Below are 25,742 nucleotides of genomic sequence, written 5' to 3'. Positions count from 1 at the left end.
GTACACGCCACGGGAAAACGGCGGGAGGCCCGTACTCCCCAGTAGGGTGCACGGGCCTCCGGACGGGCTCGGGACCAACGTCCCGGAGCGGCCCGGGACGTTGGTCCCGGGCCGTCGGCGACTCAGCCGACCAGACCGTCCGCCATCTCCTCGCTGAGCGTCGCCTCGGTGCCGGGGATGCCGAGATCCTGGGCGCGCTTGTCGGCCATGGCCAGCAGCCGGCGGATCCGCCCGGCGACGGCGTCCTTGGTGAGCGGCGGGTCCGCCAGCGCGCCCAGCTCCTCCAGCGATGCCTGCTTGTGCTCCATGCGCAGCCGGCCGGCCGCCGCGAGGTGCTCGGGGACCTCCTCGCCGAGGATCTCCAGCGCACGTCCGACCCGGGCCCCGGCGGCGACGGCCGCGCGGGCCGAGCGGCGCAGGTTGGCGTCGTCGAAGTTGGCCAGCCGGTTGGCCGTGGCGCGGACCTCGCGCCGCATCCGGCGCTCCTCCCAGGCCAGCACCGACTCATGGGCGCCGAGCCGGGTGAGCAGGGCGCCGATGGCGTCGCCGTCGCGGACGACGACCCGGTCCACCCCGCGCACCTCACGGGCCTTGGCGGCGATGGAGAGCCTGCGCGCCGCGCCGACCAGGGCGAGGGCCGCCTCCGGGCCGGGGCAGGTGACCTCCAGCGAGGAGGAGCGGCCGGGCTCGGTGAGCGAGCCGTGTGCGAGGAACGCCCCGCGCCAGGCGGCCTCGGCGTCGCAGGTGGCCCCCGAGACCACCTGCGGCGGCAGCCCGCGGATGGGGCGGCCGCGGCCGTCCACCAGGCCGGTCTGGCGAGCCAACTGGTCGCCGCCAGCCACCACCCGTACGACGTAGCGCGAGCCGCGCCGCAGCCCGCCGGGGGCCATCACGATCAGCTCCGAGCTGTGCCCGAAGATTTCGAGGATGTCGCGCTTGAGCCGGCGCGCCGCCATCGCGGTGTCCAGCTCGGCCTCGATCACAATGCGGCCGCTCACCAGGTGCAGCCCGCCCGCGAACCGAAGAATCGCCGAGACCTCTGCCTTCCTGCAGCAGGTCCGGGTGACGGGAAGCCGAGAGATTTCGTCCTTCACCGCTGGCGTCATCGCCATGGGCCGATCCTTCCATGCATCCGAAAAATACGGTCGTACGCGGCGGCCAACAGCTCCTGATCATGGACCGGAACGCCGTCGGGCGATGCCACCGGCGCCAGCTCGACCGCCGCCCCGAGCCGCTGGGCGGCGTCGTCGAGCGATGCGCGGTCGGGCACGGCTGCCTCGTCGGCCAGCACCACGTCCAAGGCGAGTTTAGGGGCGTGTCGTCCCAAAACCTCCAAATGACGCTGCGGTGAGAACCCCTCGGTTTCACCGGGCTGTGGTGCGAGATTCAACGAGAGGACCTTGCGGGCCTTGGTGGTGACCAGTGCGTCGAGCAGTTCCGGCACCAGGAGGTGCGGGATCACCGAGGAGAACCAGGAGCCGGGGCCGAGGACCACCCAGTCGGCGTCCAGGACGGCGGCGACCGCCTCCGGGACGGCCGGCGGGTCGGGCGGGACGACGTGCACCGACTGCACCTCGCCCGGGGTGAGCGCCACGGTGGCCTGGCCGCGCACGGTGACGATCGCGTCGGGCAGCTCGGGGTCGTGGCCCTTGACCAGCGCCTGGAGCTCCAGCGGCACGGCGGACATGGGCAGCACCCGGCCGTGCGCGCCGAGCAGCTTGCCGACCAGGTCGAGCGCCTGGACATGGTCGCCGAGCTGCTCCCAGAGGGCCACGATCAGCAGATTGCCGACCGCGTGGCCGTGCAGGTCGCCCTTGGACTCGAAGCGGTGCTGGACCACCCGGGACCAGGTGCGGCCCCAGTCGTCGTCGCCGCAGAGCGCGGCGAGCGCCTTGCGCAGGTCGCCGGGGGGCAGGACGCCCAGCTCCTCGCGCAGCCGGCCGCTGGAGCCGCCGTCGTCCGCGACGGTGACCACGGCCGTGAGGTCGCCGGTGATCCGGCGCAGCGCCGCCAGGGACGCCGAGAGGCCCATGCCGCCGCCGAGCGCGACGACCTTGGGCTGCCCACCGCGTCTGCGGCCGGAGAGCGCCGCGCCGGCGCGGCTCAGCCGGCGCATCCGCAGATTGCGACCGGTCACTCGCGCCCCATGTCCCGGTGGACGAGGACGGTCTCGATACCTTCGGCGGCCAGGCGGGCCGACAGCTTCTCCGACATGGCGACGGAGCGGTGCTTGCCGCCCGTGCAGCCCACGGCGATGGTCACGTACCGCTTGCCCTCGCGGCGGTAACCGGCGGCGATCAGCTGGAGCAGCTCCGTGTACTGGTTGAGGAACTCCTTGGCGCCCGGCTGGTCGAAGACGTAACCGGAGACCTCCTCGTTGAGGCCGGTGAAGGGGCGCAGCTCGGGGACCCAGTGCGGGTTGGGCAGGAAGCGGCAGTCGACGACGAGGTCGGCGTCGACGGGCAGGCCGTACTTGTAGCCGAAGGACATCACGGTGGCGCGCAGCTCCGGCTCGGACTCGCCCGCGAACTGGGCGTCCATCTTGGCCCGCAGCTCGTGCACGTTGAGGCTGGAGGTGTCGATGACCAGGTCGGCGTCGCCGCGCAGCTCGCGCAGCAGGTCGCGCTCGGCGGCGATGCCGTCGACGATGCGGCCGTCGCCCTGGAGGGGGTGCGGGCGGCGGACCGACTCGAAGCGGCGGACCAGGGCGTCGTCGGAGGACTCCAGGAAAACGATCCGCCGGGTGACGTGCTTGGCCTCCAGGTCCGCGAGGGATTCGCGGAGGTTGTCGAAGAAGCGGCGGCCGCGCACGTCGACGACGACGGCGATCCGCGCCACGTTCCCCTGGGAGCGGGCGCCCAGCTCCACCATGGTGGGGATCAGCGCGGGCGGCAGGTTGTCGACGACGAACCAGCCGAGGTCCTCCAGACACTTGGCGGCGGTGCTGCGGCCGGCGCCGGACATGCCGGAGATGATCACCAGCTCGGGGATGGCCGGCACCGCTGCCTCGCCCGTCTCGTTCGTGGTGTTCGTACTCACGTCTGCTCCGTCTGCTCGGTCTGTTCGTTCGTGCTGCTGATGCTGCTGGTGGCCGGGGTCTCCGGGGTGGGCGGTGGTGCCCTGGTGGGCGGCCCGGCCGGTGGGTTCGGTCATGACGTGCCCCCGTCGTCCTCTTCCATGATCTCTCCTGTGGCCGTGTTCACGGCAGGGGCGGCGGGAGCGGCCGAGGCGAGGGCGGCCGCCACCGATTCGGCCGTCCGGCGCCCTATCCCGGGGACCTGGCAGATCTCCTCGATTGTCGCCTGCCGGAGCTTCTTCACGGAGCCGAAATGCTTGATCAGCGCCTGTTTGCGGGTCTCGCCGAGCCCGGCCACGTCGTCCAGGGGGCTGGAGCGGATGCGCTTGGCCCGCTTGGAGCGCTGGTAGGTGATGGCGAAGCGGTGGGCCTCGTCGCGGACGCGCTGGAGGAGGTAGAGGCCCTCGCTGGAGCGGGGCAGGACCACGGGGTCGTCGTCATCGGGCAGCCAGACCTCTTCGAGGCGCTTGGCCAGGCCGCAGACGGCGATGTCGTCGATGCCCAGCTCGTCCAGGGCGCGCCGGGCGGCGGCGACCTGGGGCTGCCCGCCGTCGACCACGACGAGCTGCGGCGGATAGGCGAACCGCTTGGGGCGGCCGTCGTCCTCGCGGCCGTCGTCCCCGCGGGGGTCGGTGTCGCTAGGGTCGGTGGCGTCGGCGGCCGGGGCAGGGGTGCCCTGCGGGGAGGCCGGGAGCGAGGGGACCTGGGCGGAGCCGGGGGCCGAGGGGGCCTGGGCAGGGTGCGGGGCCGAGGCGCTCTCCTCGGCGGAGCCCGGGAGCGGGGAGACCTGCGTGGGGTCCGAGGCCGAGGGGACCTGCGTGGGGTCCGGAGCCAGAGGGCTCTGCGCGGGGTGCGGAGCCTCCCCGGAGACCGATGGGGTCTGCTCCCACTCCCCCGTGCGCTCCTTCTCCTGGAGGTAGCGCTTGAAGCGGCGGCCGATCACCTCGTGCATCGAGCGGACGTCGTCCTGGCCCTCGAAGCCCTTGATCTGGAAACGGCGGTACTCGCTCTTGCGGGCGAGGCCGTCCTCGAAGACCACCATGGAGGCCACCACGTCGTCGCCCTGGAGGTGGGAGATGTCGTAGCACTCGATGCGCAGCGGGGCGGCGTCCAGACCGAGCGCCTCCGCGATCTCCTCCAGCGCCCGGGAGCGGGTGGTCAGGTCGGAGGCGCGCTTGGTCTTGTGCAGGCCGAGCGCCTGCTGGGCGTTGCGCTGGACCGTCGCCATGAGGTCCTTCTTGTCGCCGCGCTGCGGGATGCGCAGGCTGACCTGGGAGCCCCGGCGCTCGGCGAGCCACTGGGAGACCGCCGCGGTGTCCTCGGGCAGGGCAGGGACCAGGACCTCCTTGGGGACGGCGTCGCCGCGCTCCTCCCCGTACAGCTGCTGGAGGGCGTGTTCGACGAGGCCGGCGGTGTCGACCGCCTCGACCTTGTCGGTGACCCAGCCGCGCTGGCCGCGGACCCGGCCGCCGCGCACGTGGAAGATCTGGAGGGCGGCCTCCAGCTCGTCCTCCGCGACGGCGATCAGATCGGCGTCGGTGGCGTCCGCGAGGACGACGGCGCTCTTCTCCATGGCCCGCTTGAGGGCCCCGGCATCGTCACGGAGGCGGGCGGCGCGCTCGTACTCCATCTCCTCCGCCGCCTGCATCATGTCCTTCTCCAGGCGGCGGATGTAGGTGCCGGTGCGCCCGGCCATGAAGTCGCAGAAGTCCTCGGCCAGCTCCCGGTGTTCCTTGGGGGTGACCCGGCCGACGCAGGGGGCCGAGCACTTGTCGATGTACCCGAGGAGGCAGGGGCGGCCGGTTCGGGCGGCGTTCTTGAAGACCCCGGCGGAGCAGGTGCGGACGGGGAAGACCCGGAGCATCAGGTCGACCGTCTCGCGGATCGCCCAGGCGTGCCCGTACGGACCGAAGTAGCGCACGCCCTTCTTCTTGGCGCCGCGCATCACCTGGACGCGGGGGAACTCCTCGTTCAGCGTGACGGCGAGGTAGGGATAGCTCTTGTCGTCCCGGTACTTGACGTTGAACCGGGGGTCGAACTCCTTGATCCAGGTGTACTCCAGCTGGAGCGCCTCGACCTCGGTGGAGACGACCGTCCACTCGACGGAGGCGGCGGTCGTGACCATGGTGCGCGTACGCGGGTGGAGATGGGCCAGGTCCTGGAAGTAGTTGGCGACGCGCTGGCGGAGGTTCTTGGCCTTCCCGACGTAGATCACCCGGCGGTGCTCGTCGCGGAACTTGTAGACCCCCGGGGAGTCGGGGATCTGCCCCGGGCTGGGGCGGTAGCTGGAGGGGTCTGCCATGCCTCACACCCTACTTGCGGGGTGTGACAGTGCGTCGTCCTCCGGGTGACCGGTGCGCTCCGGGGCGCCGGGGGTGGCGGCGGCCCCGGAGCGCGGGTTCGCGGCCGTGGGTGCGCTCCGGGGGCGTACAGGGCGTACGGCCCCGGAGCGCCTCGCTCAGGCGTCCGGCGCGGGGCTGCGCCGGGTGCGGATCCGGTGGCGTAGGGCGGTGGCGCCGCCGAGGGCCAGGGCGAGCAGGGCCCCGGCCCCGGCCATCGTGGAGACGGTGGTCAGGGCGGTGTCCGGGGTGCCGGTGCCCGCCGCGTCGGCGAGCGCGGGACCGGGGGCCGGGGCGGCTTCCGGTGCCTGGACGCCGGGGGCGGGTGCCGGGGCCTGTCCGGTGTCCGCGCCCGCCGCCTCGGGGCCGTAACCCCCCGCCTTGCCGGACTTCGCGTAGCCGGAACCGGGCAGCTTGTCGCCGTACGCCTCCTTCACCCGGGCCCGGTAGGCGTCAAGCGTGATTCCCTTGGCGCCCACGGCGGCCTTCGCGTCCTGGTCCAGCGGCAGGACCCGGGAGGCGTCGTGGACGTACCAGGCGTCGATCTGCGGTTCGCGGAAGACCGTGCCGCCGGGGAGCGCACGGGCCCCCTGGGCGGTGTAGCGGGCTTCGTCGTCGCCGGTGGCGATGTTCACCACCTGCCATTTCCCGCCGTCGCCGGAGCCGGGCACGGTCCACAGGGAGGCCTTCTGGCCGTCGGAGGAGACGGCGGTGGCGGCGAGGTAGTCCAGGGTGCTCGGCGCGGCCCCCGGCTTCCCGGCGACGAACTCCGCCGAGAGCGTCCGTACGGGGACGGTCTTCGCCTCGATGCGCGGTGCGGCCGCCGTACGGGCCACCGCCCCCTCGCGGGCGAAGAACCGGGACAGGGTGTCCAGGGTCGCCGGTGCGGAGGCCGCCTCGTGGGCGGCTTCGAGCGTGGCGGCGGTCAGCTTCGGCGGGGCGGGGGTTCCGTCGGCGGAGGCCACGGGCGCGGCGGCGAGCAGGGCGGTGGCGGCGAGTGCGGTGGCGACGGCGAGGCGCCGGGTGGTCGCGGTCATGTCCTCACGCCCCGATCCGGTAGAGCGAGTGGGTCCAGGAGAACTGGTTGTTGTTCACGTACCAGGAGTGGGAGGCCCAGTTGTAGCGGTCGCTGGAGGGCCACGGGTCGCCCCAGTAGACCCAGCTGTTGGCGTCGTCGTACCCGTAGATGACGTGCATGTGCCCGCCGCCGGACGACCACTGGATGCGGGTCTCGATGGGCCGCCGGGCGTTTATCTCGCTCTGCACGGTCGCGTAGCGCAGCCAGCCGGTGACGTAGCTGCCGGGCCGGACGCCGGTCCAGGACAGCCCGGTCTGGACGTTGCCGAGGGTGGCCTGCGAGTTGGGGCACTCGGTGTTCTGGTTCCGGTTGAAGGAGGCGTTGCAGAACTGGTTCTGGGAGTAGTTGCGGCCGAACCAGGCGGCGATGGTGTTGCCGCCGGCCGCCCAGCACCAGTTGCTCTTCTGCTGTGCCTGCATGGTGATGTTGAGGCGCTGGGCGGCGGCGATGGCGACCCCGCCGTCCTGGGCAGCGGGCTCTGCTGCCGTGGCGGTGGCCGCGGGGACGGCGAGGAGGGCGGCGGCCAGGAGGGCGGTGAACGAGAGCCTTCGGGGCCGGATTCTTCGGTTGCGCATGGCGTTCCTCCCAAGGCGGGGGGCGGGGATCGGAGGAGCGCGTCCGGACGCTGATGAGAAGGATCGATCGTTGTCCGGAGCAGGTCAACACGCTTCAATACGGAGTGACATCACGGTGTGAACGGCGCGACGCCCGTGTGAACGGCGCAGCCCTGTCACCTGCTCCCCCGCATCCCCCGGGGGCGGTGTCCCCTCTCCCCCACGTGAACGTTCACCGGAGGCGCCCTATGCGGCACACCGAGAGAGAACTGGCCCGCATCCTGCACACCGGCCCCTTCCATCTGGCCCTGCGCACCGCCCTCTCGGTGCGCGGGCTCCCCCTCCACCGGGTGCAGCACCATCTGGCCCACCGGGGCGTCAAGCTCGGGGTGACCAGCCTGAGTTACTGGCAGCAGGGCGTACGCCGGCCCCGCCGCCCGGAGTCGCTGCGGGCCGTCCGCGCGCTGGAGGAGGTGCTGGCGCTGCCGGACGACTCGCTGCTGCGGCTGCTGCGGGACGGTGGTCCGGGTACGGACGGGGAGCGTCCGGCGGCCCGCCCGTACCGCTCGCTGCTGGAGTCCTCGGGCGCGGTGGAACGGCTGCTGGCGGCGATGGAGTCACCGGTGGACGGCGGGCTGCACACCGTGGACCACCAGGAGCGGGTGCGGATCGGGGCGCGGCGGGAGCTGGCGGGCCGCACCTCGCTCCATCTCGTACGCGCCCACCGGGACGGGATCGACCGCTATCTGGCCATCCACCGCGGGGATCCGGGGTGCGACCCGTCGCGGATCGCGGTGCGGGCCGGGGAGAACTGCCGGACCGGGCGGGTGCGCTGGGACGCGGAGGCGGGGGTGCTGGTGGCGGAGCTGCTCTTCGACACCCGGCTGCGGTCGGGCGAGACGTACCTCTTCGGCTACGGCTTCGAGGACGGTACGGGAGGGCCCAGCGACGAATACGTACGGGGCTTCACCTTCGGCGGTGGGCAGTACGTGCTCCAGATCGGCTTCGACGAGGCCGCGCTGCCGGTGCGGTGCCGCCGGTTCGAGCAGTCCTCGGCGGGGGCGGCCCGCGCGGCCCGCCGGGACCTCACGCTGACGGGCCTCCACCGGACCGTGCACGTGGTGGAGGAAGACGTACGGCGGGGGCTCGTCGGCATCGACTGGGACTGGGACTGACGGCCCCGGGGGCGCGGGGCGGCGCCCGGTCCGCCGGGCCGCATGCGGCGGGGCCGGGCTGTGAGCCGTGAGCCGTGAGCCGTACGGAGGTGGCCTCAGGCGTGCGGGCCGGACGGGGGTCTCAGGCGTCCGGGCCCGCGACGAGCTTTCCGCCCTCGGCCGTGACCGGGACGGCGGGCAGCGGCACGGTGGCCGGGCCCTGGAGGACCTCGCCGGTGGTCGTGTCGAACCGGCTGCCGTGGCAGGCGCAGTGGCCCTCGGTGCCCTCGATCTTGGTCAGGACGCAGCCGCCGTGGGTGCACTGGGCGCTGAACGCCTTGTACTCGCCCTTGGCCGGGCAGCTGACGACGAGGCGCTGCTCGCGGTAGAGCTTGGCACCGCCGACGGGCACCTCGGAGGCCTCACCGAGGGCGACGGGGGCGGTGGGCGTGGGCTCCTTGGCGTGACCGAGCTTGGACTCGGTCGAGCAGGCAGCGGCCCCCAGCCCGGCGGCACCGGCGAGCGCGGCGCCCTTCAGCACGGTACGACGGGCGGCGGGCAGGCCGGGCATGCGGACTCCACGGATCGTTGTTCGGGGTGGGGCGGGATGGTGCGGGTGTCTCCGGACAGGCGGGGAGGCGACGGACGAGAGCCGCGGCCGACCCGTTCCCCATCGGTGACGGAACCGACGATACCGGCGGGGAACGGACGGCCTGCGGCCGGGCCCGGTCACCGCCGGGCCCGCCTCCCGGACATGGCGGTGGCCCCTTCCCGGGCGGGAGGGGGCCACCGCCATCGGCTCACGCCTTGCGGGCGCGCGTCGCCTTCTTCGCGGTGGCCTTGGTGGCCGCCGTCTTCTTGGTCGCCGCGGACTTGGCCGCCGCGGCCTTCTTGGTGGCGGTGGCGGTCTTACGGGCCGCACCCCGCCCCGACGGCACCGCCGCTTCGCTGATCCGGTCCGCGTCCAGGATCCCCTGGAGGAACTTCCCGGTGTGGCTGGCGGGGACCGAGGCGACCTGCTCCGGCGTGCCCTCGGCCACGACCATGCCACCGCCGTTGCCCCCTTCGGGGCCCATGTCGATGACCCAGTCCGCGGTCTTGATGACGTCCAGGTTGTGCTCGATGACGATCACCGAGTTGCCCTTGTCGACCAGGCCGGAGAGGACGGTGATCAGCTTGCTGATGTCCTCGAAGTGGAGACCGGTGGTCGGCTCGTCCAGGACGTAGACCGTGCGCCCGGTGGAGCGCTTCTGCAGCTCGCTCGCCAGCTTGACGCGCTGCGCCTCACCGCCGGAGAGGGTCGGCGCGGACTGGCCGAGCCGGACGTACCCCAGACCCACGTCGTTGAGCGTACGGAGGTGGCGGGCGATCGCCGGGACGGCCTCGAAGAACTCCAGGCCCTCCTCGATCGGCATGTCCAGCACCTCGGCGATGGACTTGCCCTTGTAGTGGACCTCCAGGGTCTCCCGGTTGTAGCGCGCACCGTGGCAGACCTCGCACGGGACGTAGACGTCCGGCAGGAAGTTCATCTCGATCTTGATGGTGCCGTCGCCGGAGCAGTTCTCGCAGCGGCCGCCCTTGACGTTGAAGGAGAAGCGGCCCGGCAGATAGCCGCGCACCTTCGCCTCCATCGTCTCCGCGAAGAGCCTGCGGACGTGGTCGAAGACTCCGGTGTACGTCGCCGGGTTGGACCGGGGGGTCCGGCCGATCGGGGACTGGTCGACGTGGACCACCTTGTCGACGAGGTCGTCGCCGTCGACCCGGGTGTGGCGGCCGGGGACCGACTTGGCGCCGTTCAGCTCGCGGGCCAGGTGGGTGTAGAGGATGTCGTTGACCAGGGTCGACTTCCCGGAGCCGGAGACTCCGGTGACGGCGGTGAGCACGCCGAGCGGGAAGGAGACGTCGATGTCGTGGAGGTTGTTCTCGCGGGCACCGTGCACGGTGAGGCTGCGGGCCGGGTCGACCGGGCGGCGGACGTCCGGCGTCGGGATGGACCGCTTGCCGGACAGATACTGCCCGGTGACCGACTCCTTGTTGGAGAGCAGCTCCTTGAGCGAGCCGGAGTGGACGACCTTGCCGCCGTGCTCACCGGCGCCGGGGCCGATGTCGACGACCCAGTCGGCCACCTTGATGGTGTCCTCGTCGTGCTCGACGACGATGAGCGTGTTGCCCATGTCGCGGAGGCGGACCAGGGTCTCGATCAGCCGGTGGTTGTCGCGCTGGTGGAGGCCGATGGACGGCTCGTCCAGGACGTACAGCACGCCGACCAGGCCGGAGCCGATCTGGGTGGCCAGCCGGATGCGCTGGGCCTCGCCGCCGGAGAGGGTGCCGGCCGCGCGGTTGAGCGAGAGGTAGTCCAGGCCGACGTCGACCAGGAACTTCAGCCGCTCGTTGACCTCCTTGAGGACCCGCTCGGCGATCTTCTTGTCGCGGGCGTTCAGCTTGAGGCGGCCGAGGAACTCGGCGCACTCGCTGATCGACATGGCGGAGACCTCGGCGATGGACTTCTCCATCACCGTCACCGCGAGGACGATCGGCTTGAGCCGGGAGCCCTCACAGGTGGGGCAGGGCACCTCGCGCATGTAGCCCTCGAAGCGCTCGCGACTGGAGTCGCTCTCGGCCTCGGTGTGGCGCCGCTTGACGAACTGGACCGCGCCCTCGAAGGCGGGCGTGGTGTAGGCGCGCTCGCGCCCGTACCGGTTGCGGTAGCGGACCTCGGTCTGGATCTTGTGGCCGTGGAGCAGGGCCTTCTTGGCGCGCTGAGGCAGTCCGGCCCAGGGGATGTCCGTACGGAAGCCGAGGGCCTTGGCGAGGGCGCCGATCAGCCGGCCGAAGTACTCCTTGGTGTGGCCGTGGGACCAGGGGTGGATCGCCCCTTCGTCGAGGGACTTCTCCTCGTCCGGGACGATCAGCTCCGGGTCGACCTCCATGCGGGTGCCGATGCCGGTGCAGTCCGGGCAGGCGCCGAAGGGCGAGTTGAAGGAGAAGGAGCGCGGCTCCAGCTCCTCGAAGGAGAGGTCGTCGTAGGCGCAGTAGAGGTGCTCCGAATACATCCGCTCGCGCTCGGGGTCGTCCTCGGGGAGGTCGACGAAGTCGAGGACGACCATGCCGCCGGAGAGGCCGAGGGCGGTCTCCACCGAGTCGGTGAGGCGGCGCTTGGCGCTGTCCTTGACGGTGAGGCGGTCGACGACCACCTCGATGGTGTGCTTCTCCTGCTTCTTGAGCGTGGGCGGCTCGGAGAGCTGGATGGTGGCGCCGTCGACCCGGGCGCGGCTGTACCCCTTGGTCTGGAGGTCGGCGAAGAGGTCGACGAACTCGCCCTTGCGCTCGCGGACGAGCGGCGAGAGGACCTGGAAGCGGCTGCCCTCGGGCAGGCCGAGGACCTTGTCCACGATGGCCTGCGGCGACTGGCGGGCGATGGGGCGGCCGCACTCGGGGCAGTGCGGCTTGCCGATCCGGGCGAAGAGCAGGCGGAGGTAGTCGTAGACCTCCGTGATGGTGCCGACCGTCGAGCGCGGGTTGCGCGAGGTCGACTTCTGGTCGATGGAGACGGCCGGGGAGAGACCCTCGATGAAATCGACGTCCGGCTTGTCCATCTGGCCGAGGAACTGCCGGGCGTACGAGGAGAGGGACTCCACGTAGCGCCGCTGGCCCTCGGCGAAGATCGTGTCGAACGCGAGGGACGACTTGCCCGACCCGGAGAGCCCGGTGAAGACGATGAGGGAGTCACGGGGGAGATCGAGCGAGACGTTCTTCAGGTTGTGCTCGCGCGCGCCACGGACGATGAGACGGTCGGCCACGCCGGTCCGCACCTTTCTGGAGAGAGACGGGGGAACTGAGCCCCCGGTCCAGGTTATGGGGGGCGCCACAGCGGTGGGGAAGCTTTGTCTCCTCCGAGCGTATAGCACGCACATTCGATTTACGGTCGCCCTGGGACACCTTCACCCGAACGGGTGGCGGAGCTAGGCTCGGCCGCATGATGGATCATGCGCATGACCTGGGAGCTGTACGCGAAGCGACCGATCGGCTGCTCGGTGAAGTGGGCAAGTGGGACGAGGCCGCACTCGCCGAGCCGTCGCGGCTGCCCGGATGGAGCCGGGGCCATGTTCTGGCCCACCTGTCACGTAACGCCGACGCGCTCGGAAATGTTCTCCGGGGGCTGCCGATGTACGCGAGCAGCGAAACCCGGGACGCCGACATCGCCTCCGGCGCCACCCGCTCCCCGGCCGAGCAGCTGGCCGACCTCCGGGAGAGCGCGGACGGCTTCCAGGCCGTGGCCGCCGAACCGGCGGACTGGTCCCGTACGGTCACCCTGCGCAACGGCGTGACGGACTCCGCGTCCCGGGTCCCCTTCCGCCGGCTGATCGAGCTGGAGATCCACCACGTCGACCTGGACGTCGGCTACGAGCTGGAGGACCTGCCGGCCGGCTTCACCGAGCGGGAGATCGTCTTCCTCACCGACCGCTTCACCGGCCACCCGGACGTCCCCGCCACCAGGGTGACCGCCGAGGACGGCCGGACCTGGACCACGGGCGGCGGCGCGGAGGGCCCGGCCGTGTCGGTACGGGGCACGGCGGCCGACCTCCTCGGCTGGCTGGCCGGCCGCCGCGACGGCTCCACCCTGACGGTGACCGGCGGCCCCCTGCCCGCCCTTCCCCCGCTGTAGGCGAACGAGAGGCCCTAGGGTGATCCGTATGACGTACAGCGGAGCGGTGAAGGTCGGCGGACCGGCGAGCGTGCACGAACTGGCGGATCTGATGATCTCCAAGGTCGCTGTCGGCGGAATGGACAACAACGCCTATCTGCTGCGGTGCCGGGCCACCGGCGAGCAGCTCCTGATCGACGCGGCGGCCGAGCCCGCCACCCTGCTCTCCCTGATCGGTGACGACTCCATCGCGTCCGTCGTCACCACCCACCGCCACGGCGACCACTGGCAGGCCCTGGCCGAGGTGGTGGCGGCCACCGGCGCCCGTACGTACGCGGGCCGGTACGACGCCGAGGGCATCCCGGTCCCCACGGACGTCCTCGTGGAGGACGGTGACACGATCACCGTCGGCCGGGTGGAGCTGACCGCCCGCCATCTGACCGGTCACACCCCCGGCTCGATCGCCCTGGTCTACGACGACCCGCACGGGGCCCCGCACCTGTTCACCGGGGACTGCCTCTTCCCCGGCGGGATCGGCAACACCCACCAGGACCCCGAGGCCTTCGCGAGCCTCCTGAACGACGTCGAGACGAAGCTCTTCGACCGGCTCCCCGACGAGACCTGGGTCTACCCGGGCCACGGCAACGACACGACCCTCGGCGCCGAGCGCCCGCACCTGCCGGAGTGGCGGGCGCGGGGCTGGTAGCCGCCCGCTCCTCGGCGCCCGGGGCTGGTGACCCCGGCCCCTTCGGCCCGGAGCCGGTGCGGCTCCGGGCCCCTCTCCCCTACACGCACAGCGGCCGGGGTGGACGGCTTCCGCCGTTCCGCCCCGGCCGCTGCCGGTGGTTCCCCGTGCCGCTCCGGGCGGCCCGGGGTCAGCTGCTGACGCTCTCCGGCTGCTCGTCGGTCGCCTCGACGCTCTTCGCCTTGGCCGCCGCCTCGGCCTCGGCCGCCTCCTGCTTCTTGTTGGCGATCAGGCTGGTGATCGTGGTGACCACCAGGACGCCGCAGATGACGGTGAGGGAGAACGGGATGGAGATCTCGGGCACGTGCACCCCGGACTCGTGCAGGGCGTGCAGCACCAGCTTGACGCCGATGAAGCCGAGGATCACCGACAGGCCGTAGCTGAGGTGGACCAGCTTCTTCAGCAGACCGCCGATGAGGAAGTACAGCTGGCGCAGGCCCATCAGCGCGAACGCGTTGGCCGTGAAGACGATGTACGGGTCCTGGGTCAGGCCGAAGATCGCCGGGATCGAGTCCAGCGCGAACAGGACGTCGGTGGTGCCGATGGCGAGCATGACCACCATCAGCGGGGTCATGACGCGCTTGCCGTGCTTCTGGATGAAGAGCTTCGTGCCGTGGTACTGATCGGAGACCCCGAAGCGCTTCTCGATCGACTTGAGGAGACGGTTCTCCTCGAACTCCTCTTCCTCCTCGCCGGCCCTCGCCTCCTGGATGAGCTTCCAGGCGGTGTAGATCAGGAACGCGCCGAAGATGTAGAACACCCACGAGAAGTTCGCGATCACGGCGGCACCGGCCGCGATGAAGACCGCCCGGAGCACCAGGGCGATCAGCACACCGATGAGCAGCACCCGCTGCTGGAGGTGCGAGGGCACCGAGAACTTCGCCATGATCAGGACGAAGACGAAGAGGTTGTCGACGCTCAGCGACTTCTCGGTGATGAATCCGGCGAAGAACTCGCCGGAGGCCTGGCTGTTGCCGAACACCAGCAGGCCGAGGCCGAAGAGAACGGCCAGCGCGATCCAGACGACCGTCCAGATCCCGGCTTCCTTGGTCGACACGTCATGGGGCTTGCGCCCGATGAAGAAGTCGACGGCGATCAGGGCGGAGAGACCGATGATGGTCACAGCCCAAAGAGTCCATGAAACGTCCACTGCGCCTCCGGCAGTTCGCTACGGCTACTGATCAGCGTCGTCGCTGCCGGAGGTCTCTTCCACCCTGGCGACACGGGATGCGCGCCGGGCCGACGCCCCGGGACCGGTCACGGTCCGTACTGACGGGACGTCGCGTAAGGAGTACTCCCCTCCGTGGACCGAACAGTACAGGCAAGGCCAAGCATAGGTAAAGAAAATAGTAAAGATATGACAAAATGTGCAGGTCAGGATGGTGTGCGGTGATCAGCGGCCGGCGGCTCTGCGGGCCGTCGTGACCGCCGCGAGGACCTGTTCCAGGACGCCGCTGCCCGGCGGCACCACCGGCGGCTCATATGTCCACGCGTGACCGACCCAGGGGTCCGCGAGGTGGTTGTCCGCGACCGGGGTGATCCGCAGCAGCGAACGCCACAGCGGGTCCAGCACCGGACCGTACGCACTCGCATCTTCGCGGTCCGCCACCATCAGCAGATGGACACCGACGGCCGGGCCCTCGTCGGCGAGGTAGCGGAGCTGGGTGACGGCCCGGTCGTCGAAGCCGTGCGGGAAGTCGTTGACGACCAGGAGCTGCTCGCCGGTGTCCAGGTCCGGCGGGAGCGAGTCGGCCGCACCGGCCCGGACCGCCATCTGCACCAGGTCCACCCGGCGGGTCAGGTGGGCCAGGACCGAGGCCACCCCCTGCGCCCCGGCGGCCGGGGGCCCGGCGAGGACGCCCGCGTCGACCAGCGGCGCGAGCGGGCCCGCCGCCGCGCCCGCCGGGTCGATGACGTGCACCGAGAACTCCCCGGGCGGATAGACCGAGAGCAGCCGGGCCGCGTGCAGGACCGCGGTCTCCATCGCCTGGCGGCGGAGCCGGTCGCCGTCCATGAGCGCGGCGGCCTCGGAGGCCGTACGCCCGCTGTCCACCCACATCCCCCGCTCCAGCGGCAGCCGGACCAGCAGCGGGATGCGCAGGTCGGCGCGCTCGGGCAGATGGAGGTCGCCCAGGCGCAGGGCCATCGGCAGCTCCATCGGGATGCGGTGGGCGTGCCAGACGGGGTTGTCCCAACCGGCGTACGCGGCCGGGAGCGCGGGCTCGACGACGGCGGCCTCGGCGGCCAGCTGGCCGAGGTCCCGGTCCAGGACCTCCCGGGCCCGGGCCGTCAGCTCGTCGCGCTTGGCACGGGCCTCCTCACGGGCCCGGTCGCCCGCGCCGCCGATCCGGTTGCGCGGGTCGGAGAGGGCGCGGTCCAGCTCCTGGCCCATCCGGGACTCGGCGAAGTCCACGGCGCTGCGGTAGGCGGCGACGGCCCGGGCCAGGTCCTCGAACATCCCCCAGATCTGGTTGTAGAGCCGCTCGTCCATCGACCAGCCGGTGGCGTCCCCGGCCACCGGCTGCGGCGCCTGCCCGGGCTGCGCGGGCGCCGGGGTGGGCGGCGGCGCGGGTGGGGCGGGCGGCGCGCTGGGCCGGCGCCGGGGGTGCGCGTAGTTGATGGGGCCGGTGGGGGCGGTGGTGCCCGCGGCGGCAGGGGTGGGCGTGCCCGGGGCCGGTGTGGTGGGTGTGCCCGGGGTGGGGGCGCCTGCGGTGGGCGTGGCCGGGTCTGTTGCAGGGCCCGTGCCGGGGCCGGGGCTTGTGCCGGTGACGGGGCTTATGCCGGTGACGGACGGCGTCGTGGGGCCGGACGGCGCAGGGGGCGGTGCGTGCGGGCCCGACGTCTGCCGTACGCGGTCGGCCTCGGGGGTGCGGGGCGGTGGCGGGGCGACCGAGCGGGCCAGGGAGCGGGCGACCGCCTCCTGGATGGTGGCGGCCAGCTCGGCGGCACTCGGCAGGCCCTGGTCGGTGAGCATCCCGGCCAGCCCCGTCGCGTACCCCTGTCCGACGGCCCGGACCTTCCAGGCGCCCTGGCGGCGGTACAGCTCCAGGGCGTTGACGGCGGTCTCGGCGTCCAGACCGGTAAGCGTGAAGGTGGCGATCTCGGTGCCGTCGAGTCCGGTGACGGCGGCGAAGGGCGCGGCGGTGGCGCCGAACCTGGCCGGTCCTCCGGTGCCCACCGGGAGGGCGAGCAGCACGGTGACCCGGTGCACCGCCTCGGGCAGGGCCTCCAGGTCGACGGCGAGGCGGTGGCCGGCCGCGGCCTGCCGGGAGACCTCCAGGCCGGGGAGCCGGTGGGCGCCGGGGTGGGCGACCCACTCGGCGCCGCGTACCGTACCGCTCTCGTCGGCGAGGGTGGCACCGGCCACGACGGGTGAACCCGCCGAGATCCGGATCTCCAGACGGGTCTGGGGCAAGGTGTGGTTCTGCCCCCGGACCAGCTCGGCCGTCATTGCGCTGTCCCCCTCGACGATGTGTGGTGCGCCGGGCACCGAGCGGTGCAGCTCCCGGAGGCGGGTGCCTCCGGGAGCTGCACGTGCCGGTGCCGGCCTGTTCCGGTCCGGTCCGCCTACAGGTGCGGAAGGATGGACGGCATCAGGTCCTGGAACGTGCGGCCGTTGGCCGGGTTCCCGAGGGCGGTCATCTGCCATCCGCCGCCCGCGCGGTGGACCTTGGCCATGATCTGGGCGGTGTACTGGCCGCCGCCGTCCAGGGTGTACCGGGCCAGCTCCTGGCCGTTGGTCTCGTCGACGATGCGGCAGAAGGCGTTCTGGACCTCCTGGAACGTCTGGCCGGTGAAGGAGTTCACCGTGAAGACGATCTGGTCGATGTGGACCGGGACGCGCTGGAGGTCGACGAGGATCGCCTCGTCGTCGCCGCCGGAGCCGGCGCCGCCGACCAGGTTGTCGCCGGTGTGCTTGACCGAGCCGTCGTCGCTGACCAGGTGGCGGAAGAAGACGACGTCGACCGGCTGCTTGTCGGCGAAGAGCACCGCCGAGGCGTCCAGGTCGATCTCCCGGGTGCGCGAGCCGAACAGACCGCGGCGCGGAGCCGCCTGCCAGCCGAGCCCCATCCGTACCGCGGTCAGGGTCCCCCCGTCGCTCTTCTGCAGGCTGATGGCCTGACCCTTGGTCATATTGACCGTCACGCGCTGTCCCCTCTCCGCATTGCCCCGCAACCGTCCGTGTGCGGTTTCCCCGCACCCTACGCATTCCCCCCGGCGCGGCAGGAGGTTCGGTCCGTTTTTGTGTCGGTCTTGCAACACACCGGGCGGTCCACGGCTCACGGCGGTCGCCGCGCCCCGGGTGGGCCGCCCGGTGGCGTACCCGGAGGGCCGGGCCTCAGGCGAGGCCCGCCTCCTTCATCTGGCGCAGCTCCTTCTTCAGTTCGCCCACCTCGTCGCGGAGCCGGGCGGCCACCTCGAACTGGAGGTCGGCGGCGGCGGCCCGCATCCGGTCGGTCATCTCCTCGATGATCCCGGCCAGTTCGGTCGCGGGACGGTCACCGACCACGGCACCGGCCGAGGCCCCCTTGCCCTTGCCCTTGGTGCCCGCCTTGGCGCCGCCCTTGGCCGTCTGGGTGGAGAGCGTCGGGACCGGGGTCTTGGGCTCCTTGCCCTGGCGGAAGCCCGTGCCGAGCAGCTGCTCGGTGTCGATCTCCTCGCGGGCGATGGTCGCGACGATGTCGTTGATCTTCTTGCGCAGCGGCTGCGGGTCGATGCCGCGCTCGGTGTTGTAGGCGATCTGCTTCTCGCGGCGGCGGTTGGTCTCGTCGATGGCCTGCGCCATCGCCGGGGTGACCTTGTCCGCGTACATATGGACCTGGCCGGAGACGTTGCGCGCGGCGCGGCCGATGGTCTGGATGAGCGAGGTGCCGGAGCGCAGGAAGCCCTGCTTGTCGGCGTCGAGGATGGCCACGAGGGAGACCTCGGGGAGGTCGAGCCCCTCACGGAGGAGGTTGATGCCGACCAGGACGTCGTACTCACCGGAGCGCAGCTCGCGCAGCAGCTCGATGCGGCGCAGGGTGTCGACGTCGCTGTGGAGATAGCGGACCTGGATGCCGAGCTCCAGGAAGTAGTCGGTCAGGTCCTCGGCCATCTTCTTGGTGAGGGTGGTGACCAGGACCCGCTCGTCGCGCTCGGCGCGGGTGCGGATCTCGTGGACCAGGTCGTCGATCTGGCCCTCGGTGGGCTTGACGACGATCTCGGGGTCGACCAGGCCGGTGGGGCGGATGATCTGCTCGACGAACCCGTCGCCCCGCGACAGCTCGTACTTCCCCGGGGTGGCGGAGAGATAGACGGTCTGGTCGATCCGCTTCAGGAACTCCTCCCACTTCAGGGGGCGGTTGTCCATGGCGGAGGGCAGCCGGAAGCCGTGGTCGACGAGGGTCCGCTTGCGGGAGGCGTCGCCCTCGTACATCGCGCCGATCTGCGGCACGGTGACGTGCGACTCGTCGAGGACGAGCAGGAAGTCCTCGGGGAAGTAGTCGAGGAGGGTGTTGGGGGCGGTGCCGGGGGCCCGCTCGTCGAAGTGCATCGAGTAGTTCTCGACGCCGGAGCAACTGCCGATCTGGCGGAGCATCTCGATGTCGTACGTCGTCCGCATCCGGAGCCGCTGGGCCTCCAGCATCTTGCCCTGCTTCTCCAGCTCGGCCAGCCGCTCCTCCAGCTCCTGCTCGATGCCCGTCACGGCCCGCTCCAGCCGCTCGGGGCCCGCGACGTAGTGGCTGGCGGGGAAGACGTGGACCACGGGGTCCTCGCTGATGACCTCGCCGGTGAGCGGGTGGAGGGTGGAGAGGGCCTCGATCTCGTCCCCGAACATCTCGATGCGGACGGCCAGCTCCTCGTAGACCGGGAAGATCTCGATGGTGTCGCCGCGGACCCGGAAGGTGCCGCGGGTGAAGGCGAGGTCGTTGCGCGTGTACTGCATCTCGACGAAGCGGCGCAGCAGCTGGTCGCGGTCGATCTCCTCGCCGACCTTGAGCTGGACCATGCGGTCCACGTACTCCTGGGGGGTGCCGAGGCCGTAGATGCAGGAGACGGAGGCGACCACGACGACATCGCGCCGGGTGAGCAGCGAGTTCGTGGCGGAGTGGCGCAGCCGCTCGACCTCCTCGTTGATGGAGGAGTCCTTCTCGATGTAGGTGTCCGACTGCGGGACGTACGCCTCGGGCTGGTAGTAGTCGTAGTACGAGACGAAGTACTCCACCGCGTTGTTCGGCAGGAGCTCGCGGAACTCGTTGGCCAGCTGGGCGGCGAGTGTCTTGTTCGGCGCCATGACCAGGGTGGGGCGCTGCAGCTTCTCGATCATCCAGGCGGTGGTCGCCGACTTGCCGGTGCCGGTCGCGCCGAGCAGGACGACATCCTTCTCACCTGCGCGGATACGCCGGTCCAGCTCGGCGATGGCCGCCGGCTGGTCGCCGCTGGGCTGGTAGGGACTGACGACCTCGAAGGGCGCCACCGAACGTTCGATCTTGGAAACGGGCCGCATGCAACCACCGTACGGCCCCCCACTGACAACGGCCTCGGATCCGCGCCACGCGGGCCCTCCGGTCGGCGCCGCGCAGGCCGTACGGTGCCCTCGCGCGGGCGGCGGAAGCGGTCAGTCCGCCGGTGGGTCGGCGGAGACGACGGAGGGCACACCGGGCTGGAGCTGTACGCCGAGCGCGGCCATGCCGGTGTAGTGCATCCCGGTCACCGCGAGGGCCATCATGACGCCCGCGCCCAGGCCGGAGAGGAGGGTGCGGGTGGAGAGCGCGGCCCGGAGAGCGGCGGTGGCGGCGGTGGCGGCGATCAGGACCGAGAGGACGACGAGCGGTGTCTCGTACGTGAAGTGCCCCTGGAAGCGGATGCCCGCCATGCCGAGATAGTGCGTGGAGGCGATGCCGAGGCCGGTGAGGGCGCCGCCCGTGATCAGCGCCATGCGGGTGGCGCCCCGGTAGCCGACGACGAAGAGGCCGACGCCTGCCATCACGACGACCACGACCAGGCCGATGAGCACATGGGGCCGGTCACGGGAGAGGGGCGCCTCCACGACGCTGAAGCCCGTGATGGCCACGTGGTGCATGATCCAGATGCCGAAGCCGACGGAGAGCGCGCCGAGCAGCAGCCGGACGGTGCCAGAGCCGGAGGGGCGCCCCTTGCGTGTCGTACGAGGGCCTCCCGTGCGTGTCTCACGAGGGCGTCCGGTGCGTGCCGTACGGGACGGCCTGATGGCGCAGCGGAGGCCCACGGCGGCCCCCAGGCAGGCCACGAGGAAGGCCAGGGCCAGGATCGCCGGGCCATGGGTGAATCCGTCGACCGTTCCCCGCACGCTGGCACACCCTTCCGAAGGCCCGGTTTCGAGAGGGTCCCCAGGGGACGGACTCGGCAGACAGATATTAGGACAAGCATTCTATAGTTGCGAGACCTCCGACGTTCACGCCGCGGTCACCGCTGCCGTACCCCGCGTTGGCAGGCCACCGCCACGCTTGTTGTGGCCCCCACCCCGGTACGAGGAGTCGACGTGTCCGTCCGCACCACAACCGCCCTGGCCGCAGCCGCCGTCGTGCTCGGCACGGCCGCCGCGAGCGTGTTCGGCGTCGGCGCCCTGCTGCCCGGCGCCCAGCCGCGGACGGCGGACGCCCTGACCCCGGACCGGCCGGCGGGCCCCGTCGTCCTGGCCCACCGGGGCGCCTCGGGCTACGCGCCGGAGAACACGCTCGCCGCCGTGGACGCCGCGAAGGAGCTCGGCATCGACTGGGTGGAGAACGATGTCCAGCGCACGAAGGACGGTGTGCTGGTGGTGGTGCACGACACCGACCTGAAGCGCACGACGGACGTCGAGCAGATCTTCCCCGGCCGTGCGCCGTGGGCGGTCAAGGACTTCACCGCAGCCGAGATCGCGAAACTCGACGCGGGCAGCTGGTTCGGGGAGCGGTTCGCGGAGGCCCGGGTGCCGACGCTCACCCAGTTCCTGCACCGCCTGGAGCGCAACCGGCAGAAGCTGCTCCTGGAGATCAAGAGCCCGGCCACCTACCCGGGCATCGAGCGGGACATCCTGCGCGTGCTGCGCAAGGAGGGGTGGCTCGACCCCTCGCACGTACGGAACCGGCTGGTCATCCAGAGCTTCGGCGCCGACAGCATCAAGGAGGTGCACGCCCTGCGCCCGGACGTCACCACCGGCTTCCTGGGCACCCCCGAGGTGGCCGACCTGCCCTCCTACGCGGCCTTCACCGACCAGATCAACCCCTCGTACAAGACGATCGGCGCCGACTACGTGGCGGCCGTGCAGCGGCTCAAGGGCCCCCACGGCAAGCGGCTGCGGGTGAACACCTGGACGGTCGACAGCGCGGCGGACGCGGCGAAGGTCCACGCCTACGGCGTGGACGGCATCATCACCAACTACCCGGACGTGGTGCGCGACGCCACCCGCTGACCCCATCCGCCCGACCGCCCCGGGGTGGCGGGCGGGCGGGGACGTTGTCGGCGGGCGGGACGTCGGCGGAGGGCGGGCGTTGTCAGTGGGCGGTCGTACCGTGGACGGCATGAACAGCTACGGGCCCGGTGGAGAGCCGGCCGTCGAATGGTCCGTCGTGGCGAGCGCCGTCGGACCGCTGCTGCTCGCCGCGACCCCGGCCGGCCTGGTCACCGTGGCCTTCCACGCCCGGCCCGACGTCCGGGACGCGGCGCTCTCCCGGCTGAGGACGCGGCTGGGCGCGGAGCCGGTGGAGGCGCCCGGCTCGGCGCGGCTGGCCGAGCCGATACGCAGGCTCGCGGCTTACTTCGCGGGTGAGCTGCGGGACTTCGGCCTGGAGCTGGACTGGTCGCTGACGGCCGGTTTCCCCCGCGAGGTGCTCCGCGAGCTGGCGTCCGGGGTCCCGTACGGGACGGTCGTCGGGTACGGGGAGCTGGCCGCCCGGGCCGGCCGGCCGGAGGGGGCGCAGGCGGTGGGGGCCGCCATGGGCTCCAACCCGCTGCCCGTGGTGGTGCCCTGCCACCGGGTGGTGGAGAGCGACGGCGGCCTCGGGGGGTTCGGCGGCGGGCTGGAGACGAAGCGGCGGCTGCTGGCCCTGGAGGGGGTGCTCCCGCAGCCGCTGTTCTAGCAGTCGCTTCCCGCAGTCGCTGTTACAAGCCTCTGTTCCAGAGGGGTGCCGGTCCGGAACCACTGGTCCGGGGAGCGTCGGTCCGGGGAGCGTCGGCACGGGGCCTGCTCCGGGGAGCGTCGGCACGGGCCTGTTCCAGGAGGTGCCGGTTCGGAGCGTCTTCAGAGGTGGCGATCCGGACGCCTCATCGGCCGGTTCACCCGTACGGGTGCAACACGCCGTTCACGTAATGGCACACTGCGCCGGTGACACCACCACTCCCCCGCTCCGTCGTCCCGCCCGTCACGGCCGCCGGGCTGCCCGCACTCCAGCGCCGTACCTCGGCCGTGCTCGTCGTCAGCCAGATTCTCGGCGGCCTCGGTGTGGCCATCGGCATCGCCCTGGCTCCGATGCTGGCCACCGAGGTGACCGGCACCGAGGCCCTGTCCGGTCTGGCCCCGACCGCCTCCGTCGCCGGTACGGCGCTGCTGTCACTGCCGCTGGCCGCCCTGATGACCTCGCGCGGCCGGCGCCCCGGTCTGGTGCTCGCCTATCTGATCGGCGCACTCGGCGGCGCCCTGGTGGTCATCGGCACGGTGGTCCGCAGCTTCCCGCTGCTGCTGCTCGGGATGGCGGCGTTCGGCGCCGGGTCGTCCGCCAACCTCCAGGCCCGGTTCGCGGCGGCCGACCTGGTCGGGCCGGAACGGCGTGGCCGGGCGATCTCCACCGTCGTCTGGGCCACCACGATCGGCTCGGTGGTCGGCCCCAACATCGCGGCCCCGGCGGGCCGGGTGTTCCGCGGCAGCCCGGTGCCCGAGACCGCGGGCCCCTACCTCTGGTCCGCGGTCGCCTTCCTGCTCGCCGGAGCGGTCGTGGCCGTGCTCCTGCGCCCCGACCCGCTGCTCACGGCGCGCGCCCTGGCCCCGCAGAGCCCGCAGGGACGGCAGAAGCGGTCCCTGCGGGCCGGGGTCGCGGCGGTCCGCGCGTCGCCCATGGCCAAGCTGGCCCTGGGGACCGTGACCGTGTCGCACACCGCGATGGTGTCGATCATGGTCATGACCCCGGTCCATCTGGGCGGGCACGGCGCCGGTCTCCAGCTGATCGGGCTGGTCATCAGCGGCCACATCGCGGGCATGTACGCGTTCTCGCCGGTGATGGGGTGGCTGGCCGACCGGTTCGGCCGACTCTCGGTGATCGGCCTCGCGGTCGGTCTGCTGAGCGGCGCCGCCCTGCTCGCGGGGACGGCGGGGCCCCGGCACGGCCAGACCGCCCTGGGCCTGTTCCTCCTCGGCCTCGGCTGGTCGGCGGGGATGATCGCCGGTTCGGCGCTGCTCACCGACTCCGTACCGCAGGACGCCCGGGCGGCCGTGCAGGGCCTGTCGGACCTGACCATGAACGCGGCCGCGGGCATCGGCGGCGCGACGGCCGGGGTGATCGTCGCCCAGTGGGGGTACGGCCCGCTGAACGCGACCGGCGCCGCCCTGCTCCTGCCGGTGGCCGCGCTCGCCCTGCGCCGGAGCCTGAAGGGGGCGGAGCGGCCGGGGGTCACCAAGGTGTGAGGGTGCGAAGGCGCCCGTGCCTCTCGGGAGCCTTCCCACCGCGAACCTCGCAGGCCTCAGAGAGCTCAGAGGCTGTCTCAGAGACCTCAGAGACCTCAGAGGCTGATGTGGTACGCCTTGCGGAGCGTCTCGTGGACCGTCCAGGTCGTCCGGTCGCCCTCGCGCAGTACGCAGGCGTCCCCCGGCCCGATCTCCAGGGTCGCGCCGCCCTCGACCGCCACGGTCGCCCGTCCGCTGACGACCACGAACAGCTCGTTCGCCTCGGTGTCGGTGACCACGCCCGGGGTGATCTGCCAGATCCCGCGCACCTGCCTGCCGTCGGCGGACTCCCACAGCACCTTGCCCGTCACCACGGGCTCGCCCGAGACGATCTGGGCCGGATCGAGGGGCTCCGGTTCGAGGTCGGCGTCCGGGATGTGTACGGCGAAGGAGGCGGGGGCCTGGTCGTTTGTCGTCATGGCCGGTCACCTTAGCGACCACTTCCGGCCGACCCGCCACCAGGACGGGCCGGAACCCGTCCCCCCGTGGTTTGCGGCCCTCCCGCCCGCGACAGGGATGGGGACATGCCACAGAACATCGACACCTCCTACGAGCCGGTCCTCTCCGCCGAGGTACGCGCGGCCCTGGCCGACGGCCTCCCCGTCGTGGCCCTGGAGTCGACGATCATCGCGCACGGGCTGCCGCGCCCCCGCAACCTCCGGGTGGCGCTCGAACTGGAAGGGATCGTCCGGTCCGCCGGGGCGGTCCCGGCCACCATCGCCGTGCTGGACGGCCGGGCCCATGTGGGGCTGGAGAAGGACCAGTTGGAGCGGGTAGCCACCGATCCGGCGGTCCGGAAGCTGGGCCACCGCGATCTGGCCGCCGCGCTCGCGCTCGGGGCGAGCGGAGCGACGACGGTCTCCGCGACCGCGTTCCTGGCGGCGCGGGCGGGGCTGCGCTTCTTCGCCACCGGCGGGCTCGGGGGCGTACACCGGGAGTGGGCCGAGAACCAGGACGAGTCCGCCGATCTGCGGCTGCTCGCCCGGACCGGGATCACGGTGGTCTGCGCGGGGGTGAAGTCGATCCTCGACGTCCCCGCCACGCTCCAGCGGCTGGAGACCCTGGGGGTGGGCATCGTCGGCTACAAAACCACGCACTTCCCGGGCTTCTATCTGAGCAGCTCGGGCCACCCGGTCGACTGGACCGTGCACAGCCCCGGGGAGGTGGTGGAGGTGGTGCGGGCTAAGGAGGCGCTGGGCGGCCCGGAGGCGGCGCTGATCGTCGCCAACCCCGTACCGGAAGCGGACCAGTTGGACCCCGCCCTGCACGACCGGGTGCTGGCGGAGGCGCTCGACGCGTGCCGGGAGCGCGGGATCACCGGGCAGGGCGTGACCCCGTTCCTGCTGGACCAGTTGATGCGGCGGACCGAGAGCGCGTCGCTGGAGGCGAACCTGGCGGCGGTGCGCGGGAACGTACGGCTGGCGGCGGAGATCGCCGCGGCAGCGGCCGTACGGTGAACCTCCCCGACAGGGGCAGCCGTACGGTGAACCTCCC

The 25,742-nt window shown here is 72.1% G+C and carries 21 protein-coding genes; 7 read left to right on the top strand and 14 right to left on the bottom strand.

The annotated features are described in order from the left end of the window. Nucleotides 1–122 precede the first annotated feature (122 nt). The 6 genes from whiA to DJ476_RS27375 form a co-directional block, all read right to left on the bottom strand. Nucleotides 123–1,112 (bottom strand): DNA-binding protein WhiA, encoded by a 990-nt coding sequence (gene whiA / locus DJ476_RS27400; protein WP_026237545.1) that lies wholly within the window; start codon nucleotides 1,110–1,112, stop codon nucleotides 123–125. Then, the gene (locus DJ476_RS27395; RefSeq protein WP_053561695.1) at nucleotides 1,103–2,137 is read right to left on the bottom strand and encodes a gluconeogenesis factor YvcK family protein; all 1,035 of its coding nucleotides are present in this window, start codon (nucleotides 2,135–2,137) and stop codon (nucleotides 1,103–1,105) included. Before DJ476_RS27395 ends, whiA begins: the two co-directional genes overlap by 10 nt. Further along, nucleotides 2,134–3,153, bottom strand: coding sequence for an RNase adapter RapZ (gene rapZ, locus DJ476_RS27390; protein WP_241565590.1), 1,020 nt, complete (start codon nucleotides 3,151–3,153; stop codon nucleotides 2,134–2,136). Before rapZ ends, DJ476_RS27395 begins: the two co-directional genes overlap by 4 nt. Next, nucleotides 3,150–5,378: an excinuclease ABC subunit UvrC gene (gene uvrC, locus DJ476_RS27385; protein ID WP_112491779.1), complete on the bottom strand. Its 2,229-nt coding sequence runs from the start codon at nucleotides 5,376–5,378 to the stop codon at nucleotides 3,150–3,152. The genes rapZ and uvrC overlap by 4 nt, the downstream gene beginning before the upstream one ends. Nucleotides 5,379–5,534: 156 nt before the next feature. After that, a complete protein-coding gene (locus DJ476_RS27380; protein WP_112491778.1) occupies nucleotides 5,535–6,452 on the bottom strand; it encodes a hypothetical protein in 918 nt (305 codons plus the stop codon). 4 nt (nucleotides 6,453–6,456) lie between these two features. Further along, nucleotides 6,457–7,068, bottom strand: coding sequence for a papain-like cysteine protease family protein (locus DJ476_RS27375; protein ID WP_103418719.1), 612 nt, complete (start codon nucleotides 7,066–7,068; stop codon nucleotides 6,457–6,459). A gap of 227 nt (nucleotides 7,069–7,295) precedes the next feature. Between DJ476_RS27375 and DJ476_RS27370 the strand changes: the two genes are divergently transcribed. Beyond that, entirely contained in the window at nucleotides 7,296–8,222 is a 927-nt protein-coding gene (locus DJ476_RS27370; protein ID WP_103418718.1) for a hypothetical protein, read from the top strand. Between the two features lie 121 nt (nucleotides 8,223–8,343). Here DJ476_RS27370 and DJ476_RS27365 read toward each other — a convergent pair whose 3' ends face one another. Then, the gene (locus DJ476_RS27365; protein ID WP_019764263.1) at nucleotides 8,344–8,772 is read right to left on the bottom strand and encodes a Rieske (2Fe-2S) protein; all 429 of its coding nucleotides are present in this window, start codon (nucleotides 8,770–8,772) and stop codon (nucleotides 8,344–8,346) included. A gap of 229 nt (nucleotides 8,773–9,001) precedes the next feature. After that, the gene (uvrA, locus tag DJ476_RS27360; RefSeq protein WP_112491777.1) at nucleotides 9,002–12,001 is read right to left on the bottom strand and encodes an excinuclease ABC subunit UvrA; all 3,000 of its coding nucleotides are present in this window, start codon (nucleotides 11,999–12,001) and stop codon (nucleotides 9,002–9,004) included. 176 nt (nucleotides 12,002–12,177) lie between these two features. Between uvrA and DJ476_RS27355 the strand changes: the two genes are divergently transcribed. Both DJ476_RS27355 and DJ476_RS27350 read left to right on the top strand, forming a co-directional pair. Then, a complete protein-coding gene (locus DJ476_RS27355) occupies nucleotides 12,178–12,867 on the top strand; it encodes a maleylpyruvate isomerase family mycothiol-dependent enzyme (RefSeq protein ID WP_103418716.1) in 690 nt (229 codons plus the stop codon). A 28-nt stretch (nucleotides 12,868–12,895) separates the two neighbouring features. Next, nucleotides 12,896–13,552, top strand: coding sequence for an MBL fold metallo-hydrolase (locus DJ476_RS27350; protein WP_070203722.1), 657 nt, complete (start codon nucleotides 12,896–12,898; stop codon nucleotides 13,550–13,552). 169 nt (nucleotides 13,553–13,721) lie between these two features. Here DJ476_RS27350 and DJ476_RS27345 read toward each other — a convergent pair whose 3' ends face one another. The 5 genes from DJ476_RS27345 to DJ476_RS27325 all read right to left on the bottom strand — a co-directional run bounded on the left by DJ476_RS27345 (nucleotide 13,722) and on the right by DJ476_RS27325 (nucleotide 20,900). Continuing rightward, nucleotides 13,722–14,741, bottom strand: coding sequence for a TerC family protein (locus DJ476_RS27345; protein ID WP_112491776.1), 1,020 nt, complete (start codon nucleotides 14,739–14,741; stop codon nucleotides 13,722–13,724). 243 nt (nucleotides 14,742–14,984) lie between these two features. After that, on the bottom strand, nucleotides 14,985–17,042 hold the full coding sequence (locus tag DJ476_RS27340) for a TerD family protein (protein ID WP_112491775.1): 2,058 nt from the start codon (nucleotides 17,040–17,042) through the stop codon (nucleotides 14,985–14,987). A gap of 116 nt (nucleotides 17,043–17,158) precedes the next feature. After that, nucleotides 17,159–17,737: a TerD family protein gene (locus DJ476_RS27335; protein ID WP_026237542.1), complete on the bottom strand. Its 579-nt coding sequence runs from the start codon at nucleotides 17,735–17,737 to the stop codon at nucleotides 17,159–17,161. 193 nt (nucleotides 17,738–17,930) lie between these two features. Beyond that, on the bottom strand, nucleotides 17,931–20,078 hold the full coding sequence (gene uvrB / locus DJ476_RS27330) for an excinuclease ABC subunit UvrB (protein ID WP_112491774.1): 2,148 nt from the start codon (nucleotides 20,076–20,078) through the stop codon (nucleotides 17,931–17,933). Between the two features lie 111 nt (nucleotides 20,079–20,189). Next, on the bottom strand, nucleotides 20,190–20,900 hold the full coding sequence (locus DJ476_RS27325) for an MHYT domain-containing protein (RefSeq protein ID WP_112491773.1): 711 nt from the start codon (nucleotides 20,898–20,900) through the stop codon (nucleotides 20,190–20,192). Between the two features lie 192 nt (nucleotides 20,901–21,092). Here DJ476_RS27325 and DJ476_RS27320 point away from each other — a divergent pair, with 192 nt between their 5' ends. The 3 genes from DJ476_RS27320 to DJ476_RS27310 all read left to right on the top strand — a co-directional run bounded on the left by DJ476_RS27320 (nucleotide 21,093) and on the right by DJ476_RS27310 (nucleotide 24,209). Further along, nucleotides 21,093–22,004, top strand: coding sequence for a glycerophosphodiester phosphodiesterase family protein (locus DJ476_RS27320; protein ID WP_112491772.1), 912 nt, complete (start codon nucleotides 21,093–21,095; stop codon nucleotides 22,002–22,004). A 109-nt stretch (nucleotides 22,005–22,113) separates the two neighbouring features. Beyond that, the gene (locus DJ476_RS27315) at nucleotides 22,114–22,671 is read left to right on the top strand and encodes a methylated-DNA--[protein]-cysteine S-methyltransferase (protein ID WP_112492641.1); all 558 of its coding nucleotides are present in this window, start codon (nucleotides 22,114–22,116) and stop codon (nucleotides 22,669–22,671) included. Nucleotides 22,672–22,997: 326 nt separating this feature from the next. Next, nucleotides 22,998–24,209, top strand: a complete 1,212-nt coding sequence (locus tag DJ476_RS27310) for an MFS transporter (protein ID WP_112492640.1) — start codon at nucleotides 22,998–23,000, stop codon at nucleotides 24,207–24,209. Between the two features lie 95 nt (nucleotides 24,210–24,304). Here DJ476_RS27310 and DJ476_RS27305 read toward each other — a convergent pair whose 3' ends face one another. Then, the gene (locus tag DJ476_RS27305; protein ID WP_103421391.1) at nucleotides 24,305–24,667 is read right to left on the bottom strand and encodes a cupin domain-containing protein; all 363 of its coding nucleotides are present in this window, start codon (nucleotides 24,665–24,667) and stop codon (nucleotides 24,305–24,307) included. A 105-nt stretch (nucleotides 24,668–24,772) separates the two neighbouring features. Here DJ476_RS27305 and DJ476_RS27300 point away from each other — a divergent pair, with 105 nt between their 5' ends. Then, the gene (locus DJ476_RS27300; protein WP_103421390.1) at nucleotides 24,773–25,705 is read left to right on the top strand and encodes a pseudouridine-5'-phosphate glycosidase; all 933 of its coding nucleotides are present in this window, start codon (nucleotides 24,773–24,775) and stop codon (nucleotides 25,703–25,705) included. The last annotated feature ends 37 nt before the right edge of the window (nucleotides 25,706–25,742 follow it).

It is taken from the genome of Streptomyces bacillaris, from assembly GCF_003268675.1.
Classification (GTDB): Bacteria; Actinomycetota; Actinomycetes; order Streptomycetales; family Streptomycetaceae; genus Streptomyces; species Streptomyces bacillaris.
This window is presented reverse-complemented; position numbering and strand designations above follow the sequence as displayed.

Coding starts and splice junctions, on each gene's coding strand:
- whiA (WP_026237545.1), bottom strand. CDS start 1,112: ATGGCGATGACGCCAGCGGTGAAGGACGAAATCTCTCGGCTTCCCGTC.
- rapZ (WP_241565590.1), bottom strand. CDS start 3,153: ATGACCGAACCCACCGGCCGGGCCGCCCACCAGGGCACCACCGCCCAC.
- uvrC (WP_112491779.1), bottom strand. CDS start 5,378: ATGGCAGACCCCTCCAGCTACCGCCCCAGCCCGGGGCAGATCCCCGAC.
- DJ476_RS27380 (WP_112491778.1), bottom strand. CDS start 6,452: ATGACCGCGACCACCCGGCGCCTCGCCGTCGCCACCGCACTCGCCGCC.
- DJ476_RS27375 (WP_103418719.1), bottom strand. CDS start 7,068: ATGCGCAACCGAAGAATCCGGCCCCGAAGGCTCTCGTTCACCGCCCTC.
- DJ476_RS27370 (WP_103418718.1), top strand. CDS start 7,296: ATGCGGCACACCGAGAGAGAACTGGCCCGCATCCTGCACACCGGCCCC.
- DJ476_RS27365 (WP_019764263.1), bottom strand. CDS start 8,772: ATGCCCGGCCTGCCCGCCGCCCGTCGTACCGTGCTGAAGGGCGCCGCG.
- DJ476_RS27355 (WP_103418716.1), top strand. CDS start 12,178: ATGATGGATCATGCGCATGACCTGGGAGCTGTACGCGAAGCGACCGAT.
- DJ476_RS27350 (WP_070203722.1), top strand. CDS start 12,896: ATGACGTACAGCGGAGCGGTGAAGGTCGGCGGACCGGCGAGCGTGCAC.
- DJ476_RS27340 (WP_112491775.1), bottom strand. CDS start 17,042: ATGACGGCCGAGCTGGTCCGGGGGCAGAACCACACCTTGCCCCAGACC.
- uvrB (WP_112491774.1), bottom strand. CDS start 20,078: ATGCGGCCCGTTTCCAAGATCGAACGTTCGGTGGCGCCCTTCGAGGTC.
- DJ476_RS27315 (WP_112492641.1), top strand. CDS start 22,114: ATGAACAGCTACGGGCCCGGTGGAGAGCCGGCCGTCGAATGGTCCGTC.
- DJ476_RS27305 (WP_103421391.1), bottom strand. CDS start 24,667: ATGACGACAAACGACCAGGCCCCCGCCTCCTTCGCCGTACACATCCCG.
- DJ476_RS27300 (WP_103421390.1), top strand. CDS start 24,773: ATGCCACAGAACATCGACACCTCCTACGAGCCGGTCCTCTCCGCCGAG.